The sequence below is a fragment of the Trueperella pyogenes genome (assembly GCF_001070855.1).
Lineage (GTDB): Bacteria > Actinomycetota > Actinomycetes > Actinomycetales > Actinomycetaceae > Pauljensenia > Pauljensenia pyogenes_A.
The window spans coordinates 62,492-82,026 of record NZ_JVLH01000009.1 but is presented as its reverse complement, the minus strand read 5'-3'; the positions used below and the strand labels follow the sequence as shown (position 1 = coordinate 82,026).

The 19,535-nt window shown below is 56.8% G+C and carries 13 protein-coding genes; 11 read left to right on the top strand and 2 right to left on the bottom strand.

Annotated elements, in window-relative coordinates; genetic code table 11:
- The first annotated feature begins 299 nt into the window (after window positions 1-299).
- The 4 genes from ADG72_RS03810 to ADG72_RS03795 all read left to right on the top strand — a co-directional run bounded on the left by ADG72_RS03810 (window position 300) and on the right by ADG72_RS03795 (window position 5,983).
- A complete protein-coding gene (locus ADG72_RS03810; RefSeq protein WP_048712379.1) occupies window positions 300-1,886 on the top strand; it encodes a peptide ABC transporter substrate-binding protein in 1,587 nt (528 codons plus the stop codon).
- A 335-nt stretch (window positions 1,887-2,221) separates the two neighbouring features.
- Window positions 2,222-3,145 (top strand): ABC transporter permease, encoded by a 924-nt coding sequence (locus ADG72_RS03805; protein ID WP_048712377.1) that lies wholly within the window; start codon window positions 2,222-2,224, stop codon window positions 3,143-3,145.
- On the top strand, window positions 3,138-4,106 hold the full coding sequence (locus ADG72_RS03800; RefSeq protein ID WP_048712376.1) for an ABC transporter permease: 969 nt from the start codon (window positions 3,138-3,140) through the stop codon (window positions 4,104-4,106). The genes ADG72_RS03805 and ADG72_RS03800 overlap by 8 nt, the downstream gene beginning before the upstream one ends.
- Window positions 4,107-4,141: 35 nt before the next feature.
- On the top strand, window positions 4,142-5,983 hold the full coding sequence (locus ADG72_RS03795) for a dipeptide ABC transporter ATP-binding protein (RefSeq protein ID WP_239667671.1): 1,842 nt from the start codon (window positions 4,142-4,144) through the stop codon (window positions 5,981-5,983).
- Between the two features lie 94 nt (window positions 5,984-6,077).
- On the opposite strand, the gene ADG72_RS03790 is transcribed toward ADG72_RS03795, so the two are convergent.
- On the bottom strand, window positions 6,078-7,181 hold the full coding sequence (locus ADG72_RS03790; RefSeq protein WP_239667650.1) for a LacI family DNA-binding transcriptional regulator: 1,104 nt from the start codon (window positions 7,179-7,181) through the stop codon (window positions 6,078-6,080).
- A 141-nt stretch (window positions 7,182-7,322) separates the two neighbouring features.
- Here ADG72_RS03790 and ADG72_RS03785 point away from each other — a divergent pair, with 141 nt between their 5' ends.
- The 5 genes from ADG72_RS03785 (at window position 7,323) to ADG72_RS03765 (ending at window position 17,136) form a co-directional block, all read left to right on the top strand.
- Window positions 7,323-9,248 carry a sugar-binding domain-containing protein gene (locus tag ADG72_RS03785; RefSeq protein ID WP_048712373.1) on the top strand — a complete coding sequence of 642 codons (1,926 nt, stop codon included), beginning with the start codon at window positions 7,323-7,325 and terminating at the stop codon, window positions 9,246-9,248.
- A complete protein-coding gene (locus ADG72_RS03780) occupies window positions 9,241-10,311 on the top strand; it encodes a carbohydrate ABC transporter permease (protein ID WP_048712370.1) in 1,071 nt (356 codons plus the stop codon). The genes ADG72_RS03785 and ADG72_RS03780 overlap by 8 nt, the downstream gene beginning before the upstream one ends.
- 1 nt (window position 10,312) lies before the next feature.
- Entirely contained in the window at window positions 10,313-11,140 is an 828-nt protein-coding gene (locus tag ADG72_RS03775) for a carbohydrate ABC transporter permease (RefSeq protein WP_048712368.1), read from the top strand.
- 114 nt (window positions 11,141-11,254) lie between these two features.
- Window positions 11,255-12,643: an extracellular solute-binding protein gene (locus ADG72_RS03770; RefSeq protein WP_239667649.1), complete on the top strand. Its 1,389-nt coding sequence runs from the start codon at window positions 11,255-11,257 to the stop codon at window positions 12,641-12,643.
- 512 nt (window positions 12,644-13,155) lie between these two features.
- Window positions 13,156-17,136 carry an endo-beta-N-acetylglucosaminidase gene (locus tag ADG72_RS03765; RefSeq protein ID WP_048712364.1) on the top strand — a complete coding sequence of 1,327 codons (3,981 nt, stop codon included), beginning with the start codon at window positions 13,156-13,158 and terminating at the stop codon, window positions 17,134-17,136.
- 318 nt (window positions 17,137-17,454) lie between these two features.
- On the opposite strand, the gene gluQRS is transcribed toward ADG72_RS03765, so the two are convergent.
- Window positions 17,455-18,489: a tRNA glutamyl-Q(34) synthetase GluQRS gene (gluQRS, locus tag ADG72_RS03760; RefSeq protein WP_192831727.1), complete on the bottom strand. Its 1,035-nt coding sequence runs from the start codon at window positions 18,487-18,489 to the stop codon at window positions 17,455-17,457.
- Window positions 18,490-18,512: 23 nt separating this feature from the next.
- On the opposite strand from gluQRS, the gene ADG72_RS03755 reads away from it, so the two are divergent.
- On the top strand, window positions 18,513-19,091 hold the full coding sequence (locus ADG72_RS03755) for a fluoride efflux transporter FluC (RefSeq protein ID WP_048712361.1): 579 nt from the start codon (window positions 18,513-18,515) through the stop codon (window positions 19,089-19,091).
- Window positions 19,088-19,465: a fluoride efflux transporter FluC gene (locus tag ADG72_RS03750; protein WP_048712360.1), complete on the top strand. Its 378-nt coding sequence runs from the start codon at window positions 19,088-19,090 to the stop codon at window positions 19,463-19,465. The genes ADG72_RS03755 and ADG72_RS03750 overlap by 4 nt, the downstream gene beginning before the upstream one ends.
- The last annotated feature ends 70 nt before the right edge of the window (window positions 19,466-19,535 follow it).

Sequence of the window (19,535 nt, the reverse complement as noted above, 5' to 3'; positions counted from 1 at the left end):
TTAGTTCGTACCTTTAGCTTAAATTTCGCGCCTTTTATGGGGCTGTTGACAAGGCAATAAGCCTGATCGGACCGGGTATGAATGGTTGACGAGGAAGCAAAATCTGCCACGATGTGATTTGTGGCATAGGTTGACAAATTTGAGAGCTTGTCACAGATATCTCTTTACCAAATCTTTGTAATCGTAACCGAAATGTAATGTTTACATCATGGACATGTGAAGGTTTCGGGAAAAAAGTGGGCTATGCTTCCGAGACATCAGCACATATGACTGAACAGAATTCCTACAGGAGGAATCTCATGAATCTTAAGAGGTCGTGGCTGGCAGTGCCCGCCGTCCTTGGTTTGGCACTGACCGCTTGCTCTTCTGGCAGCACTGGTTCTTCGGACAACTTTGTTACCGTTAACGGTTCTGAGCCGCAGAACCCGCTGATCCCGGCTAACACCAATGAGACCGGTGGCGGCCGCATTGTCTCCAGCATCTTCTCGTCCCCCGCTTACTACGCGGCCGACGGTTCAACTCAGCTGGACGCTGCGGAGTCCATCACCCCCAATGCTGACAACACTGAGTGGACCATCAAGCTGCGTCACGATGGCAAGTTCTCCGACGGCACTCCCGTCCTGGCAAAGAACTTCGTTGAGGCATGGAAGATGGCCACGAAGGAAAACCTGGGCTCCGCAAGCTTCTTCGCTAGCGTTATCGGTACCGACGATGACGGCGCTGGCGACATGGAAGGTGGCCTGGAGATCATTGACGACTACACCTTCGTCGTCAAGCTGAAGGGCCCTGAGTCGGACTTCATCAAGCGCCTGGGCTACACCGCCTACTCTCCGCTTCCCGACTCGACTCTGGCAGACCCCAAGAAGGGTGGCGAGCACCCCGTGGGTAACGGCCCGTACATGCCCAAGGATGAGAACGCTTGGCAGCACTCCAAGCAGATCGATCTGGCCGTGAACCCCAACTACAAGGGTCCCCGTGAGGCTAAGAACAAGGGTCTGAGGATTGTCTTCTACCAGTCCCTCGATGCTGCTTACGCTGACCTGAGCTCCGATAACCTCGATGTCCTCGATGGCGTGCCCTCCTCGGTCTTCTCCAGCTACCAGCAGGAACTGTCCGGGCGTACTGCTAACCAGCCCGCAGCCGTCATCCAGTACATCACTATTCCTGAGCGCTTGGAGCACTTCTCCGGTGAAGAAGGCAAGCTGCGTCGCAAGGCCATCTCAATGTCTATCGATCGTGACTCGATTGTCAAGACGGTCTTCTCTGGCACCCGTACCCCCGCCAAGGACTTCACTTCCCCCGCAATTGACGGTTACAAGGAAGGCCTGAAGGGCTCTGAGGTTCTGAACTACAACCCCGAGAAGGCTAAGGAACTGTGGGCGCAGGCCAACGCGATCTCTCCGTGGAGCGGCAAGTTCCTCCTCTCCTACAACTCTGATGGTGGCCACCAGCAGTGGGTTGACGCAACCTGCAACTCCATCAAGAACACCTTGGGTATCGAGGCTGAAGGCGATGCCTACGCAGACTTCAAGTCGCTGCTTGGCGATATGAAGGCCGGCACCACCAAGGGTGCTTTCCGTCAGGGCTGGCAGGGTGACTACCCCTCGCTCTACAACTTCCTCTTCCCGACCTACTCGTCGAGCGCTTCCTCCAACTACTCCGGTTGGAAGAGCAGTCAGTTTGACAAGTACCTGAGCGACTCGCTGTCCGCTTCGCCTACCGAGGCACTTGACCTTCAGTACAAGGCCGAAGAGCTGCTCTTCGAGGACATGCCGGTCATCCCGACCTGGTACGCCAACACCAACGGTGCATGGTCCACCAAGGTGAGCAACGTTCAGTTCACCTGGAACTCGAACGTGCAGTACTTCGCGATTACCAAGAACTGAAAATAGTTCTTCCCCGCTAAATACTTGAGCGGAATGGCTGTGGGGTGGAAGTCTCTCGACTTCCACCCCACACGCATTGAGCGTGTGTCTTTCAGTGAATTCTCAATGGGGGATTCTTCAGAGTCTTCTCTACGTAATTAAAGACACACGATTGACCATTTACCACTTCTTTGCATTACTATGAGCGATAGTGCGCGTGCGTTTGTGTGTATCTCTTGCGGTATCTCACTGATCCGTTTGTAGCTACAGGCGTATGTGAAAACCCCGTTCATGATGATGAACCCCGATACGTTTACGGAAATTCTTCGTAAACACATGTAATAAAGGACCTGTCCATGCTGCGATACATCGGACGACGTCTCCTGCAGACCATCCCGGTCTTCTTTGGAGCAACGTTCCTGATCTTTGCGATGGTCCACCTGATGCCAGGTGATCCCGTCGCGGCCCTCGGAGGCGATAAGGGCTTAACTGAGGCTGCGGCAGCTCGAATCCGCGAAGAGTACAACCTTGATAAGCCTTTCTGGCTGCAGTACCTGCTCTACCTCAAGGGCATCTTCACCCTTGACTTTGGGAAGACCTTCTCCCAGCAACCGGTAACGACGGTGCTGGCAACCGCATTCCCGATCACCATCCGACTTGCCATCTACGCCCTGTTGATCGAGGCAATCCTCGGTATCCTCTTCGGTGTTATTGCAGGTGTGCGTCGCGGAGGTATCTTCGACTCAACGGTCCTAGTCCTCTCTCTGGTTGTTATTTCTGTGCCGACCTTCGTTATCGGCTTCCTCATGCAGTTCTTCCTTGGCATCAAATGGGGATTGCTTCCTGCTACGGCAAGTACGGTTTCCTTTAAATCCTTGACGATGCCTGCGATTGTGCTAGGCGCGACCTCTCTCGCATACGTCATCAGACTCACGCGCCAATCGGTGTCCGAAAATGTCTCTGCCGATTACGTGCGTACCGCACGCGCTAAGGGCCTGAAAGAGGGCACCGTAATGACGCGCCACATTCTGCGTAACTCACTGATCCCTGTCGCAACCTTCCTCGGTGGCGACTTGGGTGGCCTCATGGGTGGTGCAATTATCACCGAAGGTATCTTCAACATCAACGGCGTTGGCGGTACCTTGTGGCAGGCGATCGTTCACGGTGAGGCAGCTACCGTTGTTTCCTTCACGACAGTTTTGGTCATGGTTTACATCTCAGCAAACCTCCTTGTTGACCTGCTGTACGCCGTTCTTGATCCGAGGATTCGCTATGAGTGATTTCATTCCTTCGCAAGCTATTTCGCGTACTCGTGCCGGACAGGATCACTACGTCTCGGATATCGATGAGACCGGTTTGGGTGCAGTTGACGCCGTCGCCGATGAATCCGCACCCGCCTCAATGTGGGGGGAAGCGTGGAAGAATCTGCGCAAGCGTCCCCTGTTCTGGATTGCTGCGGTCATTATCTTCGTTGCCCTCATGGTTGCTGTCTTCCCGCAGCTCTTCACGAGCACCAATCCTCGCTTCTGCGAGCTCTCGCACTCTTTGGGCAAGCCCGAGGCCGGACACCCCTTCGGCTACACCTTCCAAGGCTGCGATATTTACGCCCGCGTCATCTACGGCGCACGCGCCTCGGTTTCCGTCGGTGTCCTGACGACGATCTGCGTCGTCTTGATCGGTGCAACTCTTGGCTCCATCGCCGGCTTCCTCGGCGGCTGGATCGACGCCGTGATCTCACGTGTCACCGACATCTTCTTTGCAGTTCCCCTGCTGCTCGCAGCCATTGTCTTCATGCAGATGTTCAAGCAGTACCGCAACATCTGGATGGTCATCTTGGTCTTGTCGTTGTTCGGCTGGACTCAGATCGCACGTATTACACGCGGCTCGGTCATGAGCGCCAAGAACGAAGAATTCGTGACGGCCGCGAAGGCAACCGGTGCATCGCGTTGGCGCATCCTGCTCTCCCACATCATCCCGAACTCGATAGCACCGATTATCGTCTACGCGACGGTTGCTCTGGGTTCCTTCATCGTCGCCGAGGCCTCGCTGTCCTTCATGGGTATTGGTCTTCCCACGACAGATGTGTCTTGGGGTGCTGACATCTCGCAGGCGAAGGATAACCTGAGGCAGGCACCGATGGTTCTCTTCTACCCCGCTATGGCACTGGCCTTGACCGTGCTCAGCTTCATCACGATGGGTGACGCCGTTCGCGAAGCCCTTGACCCGAAGGCGAAGAAGTGAACGAAGAACAATTCGAAGAGACTGTCACCGAGGTCATCCTCGAAGGTGCTGAGAAGGCCGAAGTCCACCCGGACGACGCCAACCCTTTGCTGAAGATCACCGACCTGGAGGTCACCTTCACGACCTCGACCGGTGTCGTTCCCGCCGTTCGCGGAGCCAACCTGACCATTTACCCCGGTCAGACCGTCGCAATCGTGGGCGAGTCCGGTTCGGGTAAGTCGACCACCGCTGCTGCCGTTATTGGCCTGCTTCCGGGTACCGGTAAGGTCACCGGCGGCTCCATCGAGTTCGACGGTAAGGAGCTCACGACGATGAGCTCCAAGGAGTGGATCGAACTGCGTGGATCCGGCATCGGCTTGGTTCCCCAGGATCCGATGAGTAACCTGAACCCCGTTCTTCGCATTGGTACGCAGGTGAAGGAAGCTCTGCTGGCGAACAATATTGTTCCTCGTTCCGAGGCCGGAGAGCGCGTCACCGAGCTCCTTGAGCAGGCAGGCCTTCCCGATGGTGAACGTCGCGCAAAGCAGTACCCGCACGAGTTCTCGGGCGGTATGCGTCAGCGCGTGTTGATCGCTATTGGTCTTGCTTCTCGTCCGAAGCTGCTCATTGCTGACGAGCCCACCTCGGCACTGGACGTGACCGTTCAGCGTCGTATTCTCGATCACCTCGAGACGCTGACCAAGGAAATGGGCACGGCAGTGCTCTTCATTACTCACGACTTGGGTCTGGCCGCTGAGCGCGCCGAACAGCTGGTCGTTATGCACCGCGGTCGCATTGTGGAGTCTGGTCCGGCACTCGAGATCCTCCAGCACCCGCAGCACCCCTACACGAAGCGTCTGGTATCTGCGGCCCCCTCACTGGCCTCGGCACGTATCGAGTCCGCTCACGCGCGCGGCATCACGCACACGGAAGAAGAACTTACTGGCTCAGCCAAGAATGCCTCTTCCGAGGAAATGATTCGCGTTGAGCACCTCACCAAGGAGTTCCACATCCGCGGTGCGAAGGGCGAGGCTTCGAAGCTTCTCGCGGTCGACGATGTCTCCTTCACGCTTCGCCGTGGAAAGACTCTGGCGGTCGTGGGTGAATCCGGTTCCGGTAAGTCAACTGCCGCGAACATGATCCTCCACCTGCTGGAGCCGACCTCGGGCAAGATCTTCTTTGACGGCGAGGACACCTCGGAGTACAGCGAGGCACAGCTCTTCGCCCTGCGTCGTCGCCTCCAGGCCGTGTTCCAGAACCCCTACGGTTCGCTCGACCCGATGTATTCGATCTACCGAATCATCGAAGAGCCGCTGAAGATTCACGGCTACGGCACCCTGGAGTACGCGCGCGCCGAAATCAAGCGCGCCGAGGCCACGGGCCGCGAGCCCGAGGAATGGATGCGTGTCCTCGTCGAGGCCTCCGACGGAAAGCGCACACTAACCGCCGCCGAGAAGCGCAAATTCAACCCGAAGAAGCTGCGCGAAGCTCGCGTCGCCGAGCTGCTCGATCTGGTTGCTCTGCCGCGTAGCGCTATGCGTCGTTACCCGAATGAGCTCTCCGGTGGTCAGCGTCAGCGCGTCGCGGTTGCGCGTGCTCTTGCGCTCAACCCCGAGGTGATTGTCCTTGACGAGGCCGTTTCCGCACTGGACGTGCTGGTTCAGAACCAGATTCTGCACCTGCTTAACGACCTGCAAGCTGAGCTTGGACTGTCCTACCTGTTCATTACTCACGACCTGGCCGTTGTCCGCCAGATCGCGGATGATGTCGTGGTTATGGAGAAGGGACGCTTGGTCGAGGCAAACACGACCGATGCGCTCTTCGACCACCCGGTTCAGGATTACACTCGCGAGCTGATCGAGGCCGTCCCCGGACGCAAGATCCAGCTCAACCTCTGAGAGTTTTCTCCAGCTTTTCGTGTGGGCAGGCCTTCGGGTCTGCCCACACGTGTATCTGGGCGAAGTTAACCGCTGCGCAGGATTCGCAACCGTGTCAGACGCGCCTCGTAGATTCGCGGACGGTCAACGTATAAGAGACCGTGACGTCAGAAACCTGCGTTGACGGCTGATTGTTGTGGGCCGGGTTTGATGCTTCAGCGGCGTCCACGTCCGTCTCTGCTGCTCCCCGCGGGTCTCCAGCCCGGCCGCTACCCTCAATGAGCGCAATCAGGCCAGCCACGGCCTCGTGCGCGATTGCGTGCGTATCCGGGGAAATGGTTGTTAGTGCGGGTGTTGAGAAGCGCGAGAGGACGGTGTCGTCCCATGAAGAAACCAAGACGTCTTCGGGGACGCGTATCTGTGCGCGAGAAAGTGCACGTAGAGCACCGGCCCCCAAAAGGTCATTCATCGTGAAAATCGCATCGGGAAGCGTATTTGATTCCAGCCACTGGCCAAGAGCTGATTCAGCCCCTTCGGCGGTCCAAGGAGAGACTTCGACGCTACGCCAGGCCCATGAATCTAAGCCGAGCTCGGATAGAGCCTTCTCAATTCCTCGTTGGCGAAGGGCCCCTGCGCTGGAGGTCGCGCGAGTATGTGTCGAGCCAAGAATCAGGAAGCTGCGCGCGCCCTGCTGGTAGAGGTGGTGAACCATTTCCGAGGCCGCAGAGACGTTATCCATTGAGTAGTGGGGGATGCCGGCGTCTTGGATTCGTTCGCCCAGCAGAACAAGGGGAGCGTCAAGGGCAAGTTCAGCTAGGCCTTCGCGGTCCAATTCGATGGGGGAGAGAATCAGGCCATCAATGAGATTGGTTCTGAAATCTCGCAGGACTGAAACTTCATGTTCGCGAGTTCCGGCGGTTTCGACAACCATGATTGAGTATCCGTTGCGTCGCGCCTCGTCTTGAATCAGGTGCGCGATCTCTCCGAAATATGGCCAGGCGAGATTGGGGATAGCGAGCGCCAAGGTATGGGTCTGACCTTGGCGAAGTCGTTGTGCCGCAATATTTGGGCGGTAGCCAAGTTGACGGATTGCGTCTTCGACAGCACGCCGAGTAGTGGGGGAGATGTGTGGGAAATTATTTACTACGTTTGAAACGGTGCGCTGTGAAACACCGGCAAGCTGCGCAACATCGCGCATGTTCGGCCGTGAAGATTTCATGTGCGTCTCCAAAAAGTGTTGTTAACACCGATGTCATCAGGGATTATTGCTTCAGTCTACTGAATATTCTGGTTGATCGCTGAGGAATTGTACTTAATTTGCTACGTTGCAATTATGGGGTGAATCGTGCATGATAATCCCATGAAGGTCAACGTAGACACTTTCGATGCATGGTGCGACGCGAATTATCCGCGCCCGGATCTCTGTCGTGAATCCTGGCTGAATCTCAATGGCCTGTGGTCCTTCGCCACGGATTCAAGCGATGAGGGACTCACCCTGGGGTGGTACCTCCCCGGAGTCACCTTCTCTAAGACGATCACCGTTCCCTTCCCGCCCGGAAGCCCGGACAGTGGCTGGAGCGGGGAACGATCCGATGTTGTCTGGTATCGGCGAACCATTACCCCCGACGACCTTCAGCAGGCAGGCGCCGATGACAGCTCTGCGCGCCAGCACCTGCGTATTCACTTCGAAGCGGTTGATTTCACCTGTGATGTCTGGATTAACGGCCGTCACCATATGCATCATGAAGGTGGGTACACGCCCTTCACCATCACCGTTGATTCATCCGATTATCTAGATGATGGCCTTGAACTTGTCGTCCGCGCACAGGATCGTCTTGACGCTGTGGACCAGCCGCGCGGCAAACAAGACTGGCAGGAAAACCCCCACGGTATTTGGTACCACTCGGTCGTTGGAATCTGGCGCGATGTCTGGATGGAAGTTGTCCCCGAAGGCTACATTGAGTCGCTGACTTGGTCTTGGGATATCGAGAATGCTCAAGTTACCTGCGACATCGCGCTGTCGGGTCTGCGTGAAGCCAGCGGCGACATCGATCCGATTGAGGCCAGTTTGACCCTTGAACTTGCAGGCGAAACCTTGGCTGCAAGTATGGTCCGGATGCGCTCACGCTCGCTGCGCCTCGTTGCTCAAATCCCCGGACTGGCAAACCGGCAGGAATGGGGGCGCTTACTGTGGTCCCCCGCCCACCCCAACCTCATCAATGCGCGGATCTGTGTTGGTGATGACGAAGTTGTCTCCTACGTCGGTATCCGCGATGTTAGCCTCTCGCACCGCTACTTGGAAATTAACCACCAGCCCACCTACCTGCGCGGTGTTCTGGATCAGGGTTACTGGGCCTCGTCCTACTTCACCGCCCCCAGCCCGCGGGCCCTGAAGGCGGATCTGGAACTGGCCCGCGATATGGGCTTCAACTTCGTCCGTATCCACGAGCGAAGTGCGGATCGACGCACACTGACCTGGGCCGATCGCATGGGAATGATGGTGTGGGCGGAATCTGCATCCGCCTATGCCTTCAGCGATCGAGCAGTCAGTGTGACGATGCAGGAATGGCGCGATCTGGTTTTGCGTGATCGCAACCATCCCAGTCTGATCGTTTGGGTGCCCTTCAATGAAAGCTGGGGAGTGGACCTGATTGTCACCTCACCGCGCCAGCAGGCTTTCGTCCGCTCGGTCGTTGCCCTGACCGATGCGCTTGACGGAACTCGCCCAGTCATCGCCAACGACGGGTGGGAGCAGCTCGAAACTCCGATTGTGACAACTCACGACTACGGGGTTTATGGCGAGCAGCTCCGAGTCAACTACGCCGACCGTGAATCGATTGCAGAGCTGGTTAACGGAGTCGGCCCGCAAGGACGCAAGATCCTTCTGGGGCAGCCATGGAGTGATGATCGTCCCGTTATGGTCACGGAGTTCGGTGGGATCTCGCTGCCCCTGGATGCGGAGGACGCCTGGGGCTACGCCGTTGTCCCCACTGTCGAGGCCTATGAGGAGCGCGTGAGTGGACTTTTCGATGCTCTTGAATCCTCGCCCATTCTGGCTGGCTTCTGCTACACGCAACTGACGGATACCCGTCAGGAAACCAACGGCCTCGCCGACGAAAATCGCAATCCCAAGCTGCCACTAGAGGTTATCCGAGGATTCGTCACCAGTTCTGCTCGCCAAAGCGGGCAAATCCGGCCTCGCACGATTGTCGAGGCCAGTGCGGTGCTTGGTACCGATGAGCGAAGCGCCGTTTCACGGGCCTTTGAAGGTGATCGCGATGCCTAAAGCCCGCGTACTTCGCCGGTGGGCAACTAACTTTGCTTTCACTCTGCCCTTTCTGATCTTCTATGGGATCTTCATCCTCTTTCCCGTGGTCCAAGCGATTCTGATGTCCTTCTTTGACTGGGACCTGCTGGGTAGCACCCGGGAATGGATCGGGCTTGAGAACTACACCCACATGCTGGGTGGAACGGGCTTGGTCTGGGACATCAGCTCCATGTGGATTGCTCGACTGATCTGCTTGGCATGCGGAGTGTATGTAGCCATCAAGGCGGTGCGCGAACGCGACCTGAACTCAGGACGCATTCTGTTGATCGTCACTCTGGTCGGAGCCGCGATTCTTTTGGGGATCCACCCGGGAGATGGCGGTTCCTGGTCTGATCCGCGTTTTTGGAACGCGATGATGAACACCGCGGTTTTTACCTTGGTGTCGACCCCCATCATCGTTGGACTCGGCCTGATCTACGCTCTGCTTCTTCAGCGCGGTGGGAAAGCCTCAGCTTTCTATCGCGCAGCGTTCTTCGTCCCCTATGTTCTTCCGGTTTCGGTGGCCACACTGATCTGGGGCTACATGCTCAACCCTTCACGAGGAATCGTGGCTCGCTTCACCGAACACATGGGGTGGGGAACCATCGCTTGGCTGTCAGATCCCAAATGGGCAATGACCGCAATCGTTGTCACAACCGTGTGGTGGACCGTCGGTTTTAACCTCATCCTCTTTGGTGCGGGATTGCAGGATATCGATCCGACGCTGTACGAGGCCGCAAGCTTGGACGGCGCGAACTCTTTCCAAAAGTTTGTCAGCATCACCCTTCCGGGTCTGCGCCACGCAACGGTACTGGTCCTCGTCACCCAGATCATCGCCTCGTTCCAGATCTTCGGCCAGGTCAACATCATGACGGCCGGAGGCCCGGGTGGCACGACTGATGTTTTGGTCCGCTATATCTACCAGACAGGTTTTAGAGACACTCAGCTTGGCTATGCCTCGGCAATGTCCCTGGTGCTCTTCGTTCTGATGGTCTTCATCTCTTTGATCCAATTCCTGATCTCACGGCAAAGGAGCCGCTGACATGCGCGAGAAACTCAAGTCGTGCGGCTACCACGTCGTCATGATGGCACTTGCTCTGCTGTGGCTTATTCCGCTGCTGTGGACGCTGGTGATCTCTTTGAGTTCGAACTCGTCATTGAAGACGAACTCGCAGATCCTTGTGCCCACAGAACCGACTTTGTCGAACTATGCCGATGTTTTCCGAACTGGCTTGGCTGGTCGATGGTTCCTTAACTCGATGGTCGTGTCGATCACTGCCACGGTCATTACGGTGATCATCTGCGCCGCTGCCGGTTATGCATTCGCGAAGCTTCCCTTCCCGGGGCGAACCATTGTTTACGGACTGACTTTGGCTGGAATGATGGTTCCCAAAGAAGCGATGTTCGTTCCCCTCTTCATGATGTTCTCCGAGGCCGGGCTGGCAAATTCCTACATTGCGCTGATTTTCCCCCGGGTTGCCTTCCCCTTGGGCGTGTTCATCATGACTCAGTTCTTCTCGCAGGTGCCCAGCGAAATGGAGGAAGCCGCGCAGGTTGATGGGGCTTCTCCGATTCGAGTCTTCTTCTCCATCATGGTGCCCCTTGCGCGGCCGGCTCTGATCGCGCTTGCGACCTTCTCCTTCGTTCAAACCTGGAATGACTACCTGTGGCCATTGGTCTCGGCGACGAAGCCCGAAATGTTCACGGTGACGACCGGTTTGGCCTCCCTGCAGGGAACATTCGCACAATCGACGGAATTGGGCTCGCTCATGGCCCGAGGAATCGTCGGTGCGGCACCCCTGCTCATTGTTTTCCTGCTGCTTCAGAAGTATCTGATCCGAGGAATCTCACTATCCAGTGGCGATAAGTAGGCATCGCCACCTGCGCCACACGCCTGATCGTCACTGTTGGGAAAGGGAAACCCGGCCTCGGCAATGAGGATCTTACTCCCACGAAAACTCACCATTCACCACACAACGAAAGGCATGACAATGCGACAAGGACGCGCACTGACACGTCACGCGGGAATCGGTGCATGCGCACTGGCTACGACCGCGCTCTTTGTACTCACCGGATGTGGAGTGAACTCCGCCTCCTCCTCGAAGACTGTTGATGGGGCGGCAATTGCTTCCGTCAGCGATGACGACCTTAAGGGAACCACTATCACCATGGCTCGCTTCTTTGGCGACTGCCAAGAAAAGACTGATGGCGTCACTGACCTGTCCAAGGCCAACAGTGAATGCACGGCCATCTCGATCCTCACCAACAAGTTCAATGCAGAGAACAAGTGGGGAATCAAGGTTGAGCGTATGGGCGGTGCCTCATGGCACAGCTACTATGACTCGCTCAATGCCGCTCTGGCCTCGTCGGATCGCCCCGACGTGGCAATCATGCACGGCTCCAACCTGCCCGACTATGCTGCCAAGGGTCTGCTCATGGAGGTGCCTGATGGAGTGGGCATCGACCTGTCCGGCTCGACGAAGCCGGCTTTGGACGCGGTGACCTACAAGGACAAGAAGTGGGGCGTTCCCTTCGACACCCACGCCATCATCAGTCACCTGAATATGGATATCCTCTCCCAGGCCGGATTGGTCGGTGAGGACGGTACCTACAAGCTTCCGACTTCGCCCGATGAGCTCCTTGCTCACGCAAAGGCCGTGAAGGAAAAGACCGGAAAGAACTACATCGATATCGCCCTGTCAAAGGACCCGATGGGCGAGCGCTTGTGGATGACTCTGGTCCAGCAGCAGGGCTCGGACATTATTTCCGCAGACGGCACCAAGGCGAATATGAACTCGGCTGAGGCAAAGACTTCACTGGAGTTTATCAACACCCTGGTTAAGGACGGCTACACGACCGTCAACCACGACTACGATGCCTCGGTTCAGGGCTTCCTGCGCGGCGAGTCGGCCGTCATGTACAACGGTGTGTGGTCGGTCAACCAGTTCACCGCTGAAGCTCCCTTCAAGTACGAGACCAGCGATGCGCTCATGCTCTTCAAGGACAAGGCAACCTGGGCGAACTCCCACGTGTGGACCGTCCCCGTTTCGGCCAAGCCCGATGCGAAGAAGTACCGCGCAGCCTTCGAGTTTGCGAAGTTCCTCAATGAGCACACCGGGGACTGGGCGATCGCGACCGGTCACATGCCTGCAACCCAGAAGGCTCTGGAATCTAGCGAGTACCTCAATGCTCCGCACCGCTCGCAGTACCTGAAGACCGCGACGACCTACGCTCGTATGGCTCCGCGTGTCGAGGCCTGGCCGAAGATTGCCGACCAGATTCAGGAGCAGATTGAGGCCACCTGGCTGAACGGAGCTGCAGTTGATACGACTCTGGACAAGCTGCAGGAAACTGCTAGCTCTTCACTGAAGTAGGAGTGTGTATTTCCCTATGGGGTACTTCGTTGAGGGACCTCTTGCTGCTCCCTCAACGGTGACAGCCGCTTGTTAGCGCGAGACCATGATTCGATTCCAGTGGGGTCAGGGGCCGACACGTGAATTAATGCCAGTGATGTGTCGGAAAGAGTGCTCGCTGAGATATCTCAAAAGTCCGTGCTAGTTGCGAGAGAGCGGCTAAATAATCGGGACGGGAACGTGTTCCATGAGAATGCGTTCCCGTCCCTTTTCCTTGCTATGTAATCAGAGAAGGTTGCTCCTTCATACGGTTTATCAAATCGTTATCATCGGTGGTCAGAACTGGTTTTGGTGTCGATTGCGCTTTGGTACCATGGCTTCTAACCGATGAACTTAACCGGTTTTTCTCATCGGCAATCGATCGCAGCGGATCGGGCGCCGCCTGTGACTCTTGGAATCCCACATGGGCCACATTGGTACTCCGCGTACCCACAACTACACACAAATCGACAGGGCGAAGGAGCTCCTGGCAGATGTCGACACATAAGAATAAGAGGCGCCTTGTTGCCATTGGCGCACTGACCGCCGCTAGCGCGTTGATAATCCCCGCTGCATTCGCTGCAGACTCCTACCCACCTCAGGGTGATTCTGCGGTCGGAAGTGCACAGCCCGTGGTCTCGGGCTACCGCGTTCAAGACCTGCGTGACTGGACCCCCGAATCTGACCCGTTTGCAAGTCAGCTTCGCGCAACCGTCCCTCTCCAGCCTCGAATTGATCGAAATCCTGACACCCAGGTGAAGCCAGAACTGGATGGGAAATCCGAAATCATGCTCATGCAGGGCGACTACGGAAATTCCTTCTTCGGCTCAACAACCTTTAACAACACTTTCACTGACCATACTTTGAACTTCTGGCAGTACACGGACTACTGGTCACCGTGGCACGGCGGTGCTTCCTTGGGGGTTCCGCAGGCAATCTACAATCCAGCAACCTCGGATTGGCGTAACCGCGGATTTGAGTTCGGTGTTCTTACCCTGCCCAGTCCCGAATACACCAATGCCGCACACCGAAACGGTGTGAAGTCGATTGCGATCTTGTACTTCGACCCCTCATTCCGCCCGGGCCTGACCTTCACCGAGATGTTCGATAAAGATCCGAACTCCCAGGGCTATATCATCGCCAAGAAACTGGTTGATATGGCCAAGTACTACGGTTTCGACGGTTATTTCCTCAACCAAGAAGAATGGGGGGACGACGAGGAATTCAAGCCCTTCATGTCCTATCTGACCAGCCAGGGTTTGTGGACTCAGTGGTACGACACCAACTCTTCCTTCAACGAATCTAAGGCCGCGTGGCTGCGCGACGAGGAACACGGGCGTATTCACTCTTCTGTCTTCGTGAACTACGGAAACAACGGCAAGCGAATGAATAGCTGGGCGCTTGCGAATGGATATGACCCCTACAAGGAAGTATTCGCTGGAATCGAAGCCAACCAGACCGGTTTTCGCTCCAGTGGCGGGGTCGACCAAGGCTACGCCTCGAAAGAAAATCACTCTCCGCTGACTTCGATTGCTCTCTTTACTCCCTCGGATCACTACCAACGCGGTCTGGATGACAATATTCAGGAAATCACCGGCCGCACCGATTCGGCACGTCCTTTCATGCAGCAACAGCCCTATCAGTGGATGATCGCTCAGCGTGAGCGCATGTACTTCTCTGGCATGAAGCAGGACGTGACTCAGACCGGCTCTGCCAATGGACAGGCCAATCCTGCCGTAGGTGTGAAGGGCAAGGGATGGGTTGGAGTTGCAGACTTTGCCCCGGCTCGAAGCGTCATTCAGGGAAGCAATTTCTGGACGAATTTCTCGACTGGTAAAGGGATGCGTTCCTACACAAAGGGTGCTGTTAGCAATACGTCCGAGTGGTCGGACATGGGAGCCCAATCCATTTTGCCGTCGTGGCAGTGGTGGATTACAGGCCAGGGTGGGGCAACCCTGAAGGCGGATTTCGATTACGGCGAAGAACCCCGAGTCGATCTGCAGGGTAAAGAAGTGGCTTTGCCGTATTCGCCAGTCGGCGCATATCAGGGAGGAAACTCTCTTGTCCTCTACGGTCAAGCGCAGCAAGCGCAGACCATTCGCCTGTACAAGACGAACCTGGACGTGAAGGGCAACTCGACCGCTGAAGTTGTGTGGCGCGCAAAGGATGCGTCAACGAAGGCTCGCCTGGCACTGGTCTTTGCCGACAAGCCAGGGGAAGTTGTCACTCTCTCCTTGGGTGCGGCCTCGACAGATGGATGGAAGGATTCGCTTGTTGATCTTTCTGACTTCCAGGGCCGAACAATTGCAACGATGGGCCTGCAGGTTGAGGGAAGCGGCGATGTTCAGGTGAACGTCGGCAAACTTGCTGTTAGTGATGAGTCCGCGACACCCGCGATCCCCGCTGGATTTAGGATCGATGAGCTGACCACCGATGGTGAGATGAACGTTTCGTGGCAGAAGGCAGACTTTGCCTCCGTCGATTCCTACATTCTCGAGGCCGTGGATGCCTCAGGCAATGTGCGTCATCTTGCTCAGGCCTATGGGGATTCGCGCTACGTCAAGAAGGTTGATCTTGAGGGCAGCTATATGCTCCGACTTCGAGCAGTGGGCAAGGATGGATCGATTTCGCAGCCTGCCGAACTGGTCGTTAATCGCTCAGCACTTCCCAGTGAATTGACTTATGCAACGGCAAAGGATGCTAACGGCAACTTCACTCAAGCAGCGACTTCAGGGCAGGTCGAACTGTCGTGGAAGGCACCCGCTTCGGGGACGCCCACCGGATACAAGGTTCGTCTTGAAACGTTGTACGCGGGTGAGGATAACCCCTACCACGGATACGCCGAATACACGGTCGGTCCAGAAGATACTTCGGTATCTCTGCCTGCACCCGCGGAGGGGTTGATGTTCCGAGCAACGGTTCAACCATTGGGTGTCGATACCGGTGCGATTTCAGCTCTGGCATTGCGCGGGCGTTACAACGATTCATACTCGCGGCCGATGGGACGACAGGACTTTGTTGGACTAGACGGTGCGAAGTACAAGCTGGTTAACCCAACGACAAAGGATTGGCAGAAGATCAATGCGATGGGTGACCAAAGCTGGACCGCTACCCGTGGTAAGAACAACCGTTCCGACTGGGGTAACCGGGATGAGAACGGCCAGCTTAAGCGCACACGTCCTCTGGGCACCCACGGTGCAACCTACTCGATTACCGACTACGCGGGTAACACCTCGGGACAAGTGGTTGTGAAGGCAAAAGACGGGGCAATGGGAATTGTTGACCGTGCGGCGCCTGAGCTGTGGGCCAGCCCGTGGAACGATCAAGAGATCGCTGCGGGTGCGTCAATGAAGAATATCGTTGCGACTGCTCGCGATAACTTCTCGACCGTTACTTTGTCGGCCAAACTGGTGGATCCGGATGGACCCGAAGGCAATTCTGTGGCAATTCCGACCACGGGCGAGGGGCCGAAGGCTTTGAATGACCCGATGCTTCTGCCCGATACCAATGAGCCGAGCGATGAACCCACCACTGAGCCAACCGCAGCGCCCACCCACGGTCCTAATGATGGTTGGGATGACGATGATGAGCCGATCTTCGATTGGGGAGCTCGCTCTGCGAATACACGGAATAACCACTCAATGGACCGCGCAGCTTCTGATTCGGGAGTGACCGCATCGGGTCTCTCGCTTGATGTAGCCAGTGGAACCATTTCGGGAACTCCGACGTGGAGTGGGACTCGAGAACTGGTCCTCACTGCAACGGATGAATCAGGCAACGCTTCGACAATGAGCCTGATGCTGACGGTGAATGGGGGAGCGGTTACGCCGACTCCTACTCCCACGACTGAGCCCTCTGCGGAGCCGACAGTAGCACCTACGGTTACGCCAACAGCTGCGCCGTCAACGCAGCCCAGTGCACAGCCCTCGACTGATCCAAGTGCTCAACCCACCGCGGAGCCTTCGGCCCAGCCGCAGCCATCCGAAGAACCCACGACTGCTCCTTCTGCGTCAGTGAGCCCCTCGGCCTCGCCCACTGCCGAGGCCACCGCTGAGCCCAGTGCTCAGCCCACTGTTCAGCCAAGCCAGCCCAGCGAGCAGCCCACCACGCAACCTCAGCCTTCCGCCTCGGCCTCGTCCGATAGCGACCAAGGCAACGGCCAGGGAAGCACCCAGGGTAACCAGGCTGGAAATGGTGGAAATACGGGGATTGGTATTGGGAATGTGCCGAATGATCCCCAGGGCAATGCCCCCGGAACAAACGGCCAGCAACCCGGCAAGGATCAGGCGAGCCAAGCCGGGAATGATCAGGGCAAGTCAGCGATGACGAACCCGAAGAACAGCGCGAGCAAGAAGGCGGGCTCGTCTCTCGCTGGCACCGGTGTCACTGTCGCGGTGATTGGCGCAATTGCACTGATCCTGGTGATGACCGGTGGGACTCTCACCGCTTTGCGTCGCAAGCGCGAGGAAAGGTGAGCGGCTCTTCTAAGTATTGAGAAGAGCTTTGTGCCCGGGAAGGAAACCGCATCCGCTGCATACGCGGTCTCCAACCCGGGCACTCGTATATCTGAGTGAGTGTTGCGGCTATCCGTGCTCGCGTTTGTGCTGCCGTTGCAGCCCTGTTTGCGGCCCCCGTTGCGTCCCGTTTGCGCCCCCGTTGCGTCCCGTTTGCGCCTCCTCCACACGAAGTTGTGAAATGACACAGCTTATGGCCTGTGTCTTTTGCCAACTTCGTGTGTCATTTGTGGGGGTCGGGCGGAGGAGGAGGGAGGCTTGAGGCGTTACGCCGATCGATCAAGCGAAGAGCCTTTCCAAGTCTGGTGTCCACGGCTTTTGGGGGAGCGCGCGCAGTTTCTCAACATCCATTGATTCAAGAAGCTGCGAGGCAGAATGAACCCCTTCAACCCCCATCGAGCGGGCTAAAACCTCAATGATCTGGGCAATCGTCACCCCGCGTTCCGCAAGTTCCTCGATGGTTACCGCACCATCGCGCTTAGCGAGCCGCGCTCCCGATTGCGCTAAAACCAGGGGGACATGTGCGTAGGTGACCGTGGGATAGCCCAATAAACGCGCCAGAATTGCTTGTCCGGGCGATTGAGAGAGCAGATCGTCGCCGCGAACCACTTGGTCAACTCCCTGGAATGCGTCATCAATGACGACCGCAAGGTTATATGCCGGTGCTCCATCAGAACGCTGGATGACAAAGTGATCGACAGGACCCGTGTATTGGCCAAAATATTCGTCATGCACCGTCCACTCCGATACGGGAGCCTTCAACCGCAAGGCGGGACGGCGTCCCTCGGCCGCGAATTCTTCCCGCTTTCGGGCGATCTCAGGTGCGCTCAGGTGCAAGCAAGTCCCGGGGTAATGGCCGGGTGGTACGTGTGGCGCGGATGCAGCTTCACGGATGTCTTTACGCGAGCAGAAACACTCGAAAGCGTAACCCTCGTGGAATAGGCGGGTGACGGCCTCGTCATGGACGTGTGCGCGCGAGGACTGGATCAGGACTTCACCATCCCAATCAATTCCCAGCGCTTTCAGTTCGTCAATCTGACGTTGTGCGGAGCCCGAACGCACCCGGTCGATATCTTCAATCCTCAAAACGAAACCTCGGCCGGTCACTCGTGCCCACATCCACGCGAGCAGCGCGGTGCGAAGATTACCAAGGTGGAGGTCGCCGCTGGGGGAGGGCGCGAAGCGTCCGGCGCCTAGGGCATGCTCAGGGTGGCCTTCTCCGATTGTGATTTCCGAGGCCGAGTTCTCAGGGGAAGAAGCTGAGTTTCCCGCCCCATCGTGTGCCTGGGATGTCAAGGTCGACGCAAATGCCATACCCCCAGACTAACCTTGGATGCATGGAGACACGAGCGCATCTGAATGGTGATGAACAGGACGTCGGCGTATCGGCGCATCATCATCTGAGCTGGCTCACGCGCATTCCCTCGTGGTTGTGTGTTGCTTTCGGAGCTTTCCTTGGCACTGCAATTCGTGCGGGATTGGATCTTGCTGCTACGGGTAGTGGGAAACTTACGGTTTTTTCTTGGTCCACGGTGGTCGTAAATCTTGTTGGGGCCTTCTTTCTTGGTTTTGTCACTGCCTGGGCACAGAGCTATTTCCGTGAGGATGCGCTACGCAGAAAAGTCATGCTTGTCGCAGGAAGTGGCTTCGCAGGTGCTCTGACCACATACGCCACCATGGTCATGGCCAGTATCCATAATGCACTCCAAGCAATGACAGCAGTCCCCGCTGCCGGGGGTGAGCTTTCCGGAGTTGTCTCTTCTCCGTTTAGTGCTGCGGCGCTGTCCTCCTTGCCTCTGCTTATCGAGGGAATGCTTGCAAGCCTTGTATTGCTTGTAGTTGGTATTGGGGTTGCTGCTTTGGGGTACTCTCTTACTCCACATGAGGAGCCAGGCCCTCAGGGGGCAAAGAAATGACCCCACTGCTCTTTCTTCTCGTGTGCCTTTTCGGTTCGCTGGGCGCTCTGTGTCGCTGGCAGCTGGATCTTTATCTCAAAAAGTGTCATGCAAAGCGAACACCCCAGTGGGGGATCGGCATGGTCAATCTACTGGGATGCATATGCGCTGGTGCGCTCGCGGGTTTTCTTGCCCCTAACGCTCCTGTTTTCTTCCTGCTCTCAACGGGCTTTTTAGGCGGATTTACAACCTTTTCCACAGCTGTGCTGGACACGGTGATGCTTCTGAGTCATCGTCGGTATTTGTCTGCCGCCGGTCTTGTTTTCGGCGTCTGGTTGGGGGGAAGCGTCCTGGCTATCTGCGCGTTTCTTCTCACGTCTAGTTTCGCAATGTGAGGTTGTGTAACGAAAAATTTGGACACTCCGTCATGGACTCATAGTCTAAGGGTGCATGAAAGGAGGACCC

Excerpts from the sequence above, each read along its gene's own strand:
- ADG72_RS03810 (WP_048712379.1), top strand. The coding sequence starts at position 300 with ATGAATCTTAAGAGGTCGTGGCTGGCAGTGCCCGCCGTCCTTGGTTTG.
- ADG72_RS03805 (WP_048712377.1), top strand. The coding sequence starts at position 2,222 with ATGCTGCGATACATCGGACGACGTCTCCTGCAGACCATCCCGGTCTTC.
- ADG72_RS03800 (WP_048712376.1), top strand. The coding sequence starts at position 3,138 with ATGAGTGATTTCATTCCTTCGCAAGCTATTTCGCGTACTCGTGCCGGA.
- ADG72_RS03790 (WP_239667650.1), bottom strand. The coding sequence starts at position 7,181 with ATGAAATCTTCACGGCCGAACATGCGCGATGTTGCGCAGCTTGCCGGT.
- ADG72_RS03785 (WP_048712373.1), top strand. The coding sequence starts at position 7,323 with ATGAAGGTCAACGTAGACACTTTCGATGCATGGTGCGACGCGAATTAT.
- ADG72_RS03780 (WP_048712370.1), top strand. The coding sequence starts at position 9,241 with ATGCCTAAAGCCCGCGTACTTCGCCGGTGGGCAACTAACTTTGCTTTC.
- ADG72_RS03775 (WP_048712368.1), top strand. The coding sequence starts at position 10,313 with ATGCGCGAGAAACTCAAGTCGTGCGGCTACCACGTCGTCATGATGGCA.
- ADG72_RS03770 (WP_239667649.1), top strand. The coding sequence starts at position 11,255 with ATGACAATGCGACAAGGACGCGCACTGACACGTCACGCGGGAATCGGT.
- ADG72_RS03765 (WP_048712364.1), top strand. The coding sequence starts at position 13,156 with ATGTCGACACATAAGAATAAGAGGCGCCTTGTTGCCATTGGCGCACTG.
- gluQRS (WP_192831727.1), bottom strand. The coding sequence starts at position 18,489 with ATGGCATTTGCGTCGACCTTGACATCCCAGGCACACGATGGGGCGGGA.
- ADG72_RS03755 (WP_048712361.1), top strand. The coding sequence starts at position 18,513 with ATGGAGACACGAGCGCATCTGAATGGTGATGAACAGGACGTCGGCGTA.
- ADG72_RS03750 (WP_048712360.1), top strand. The coding sequence starts at position 19,088 with ATGACCCCACTGCTCTTTCTTCTCGTGTGCCTTTTCGGTTCGCTGGGC.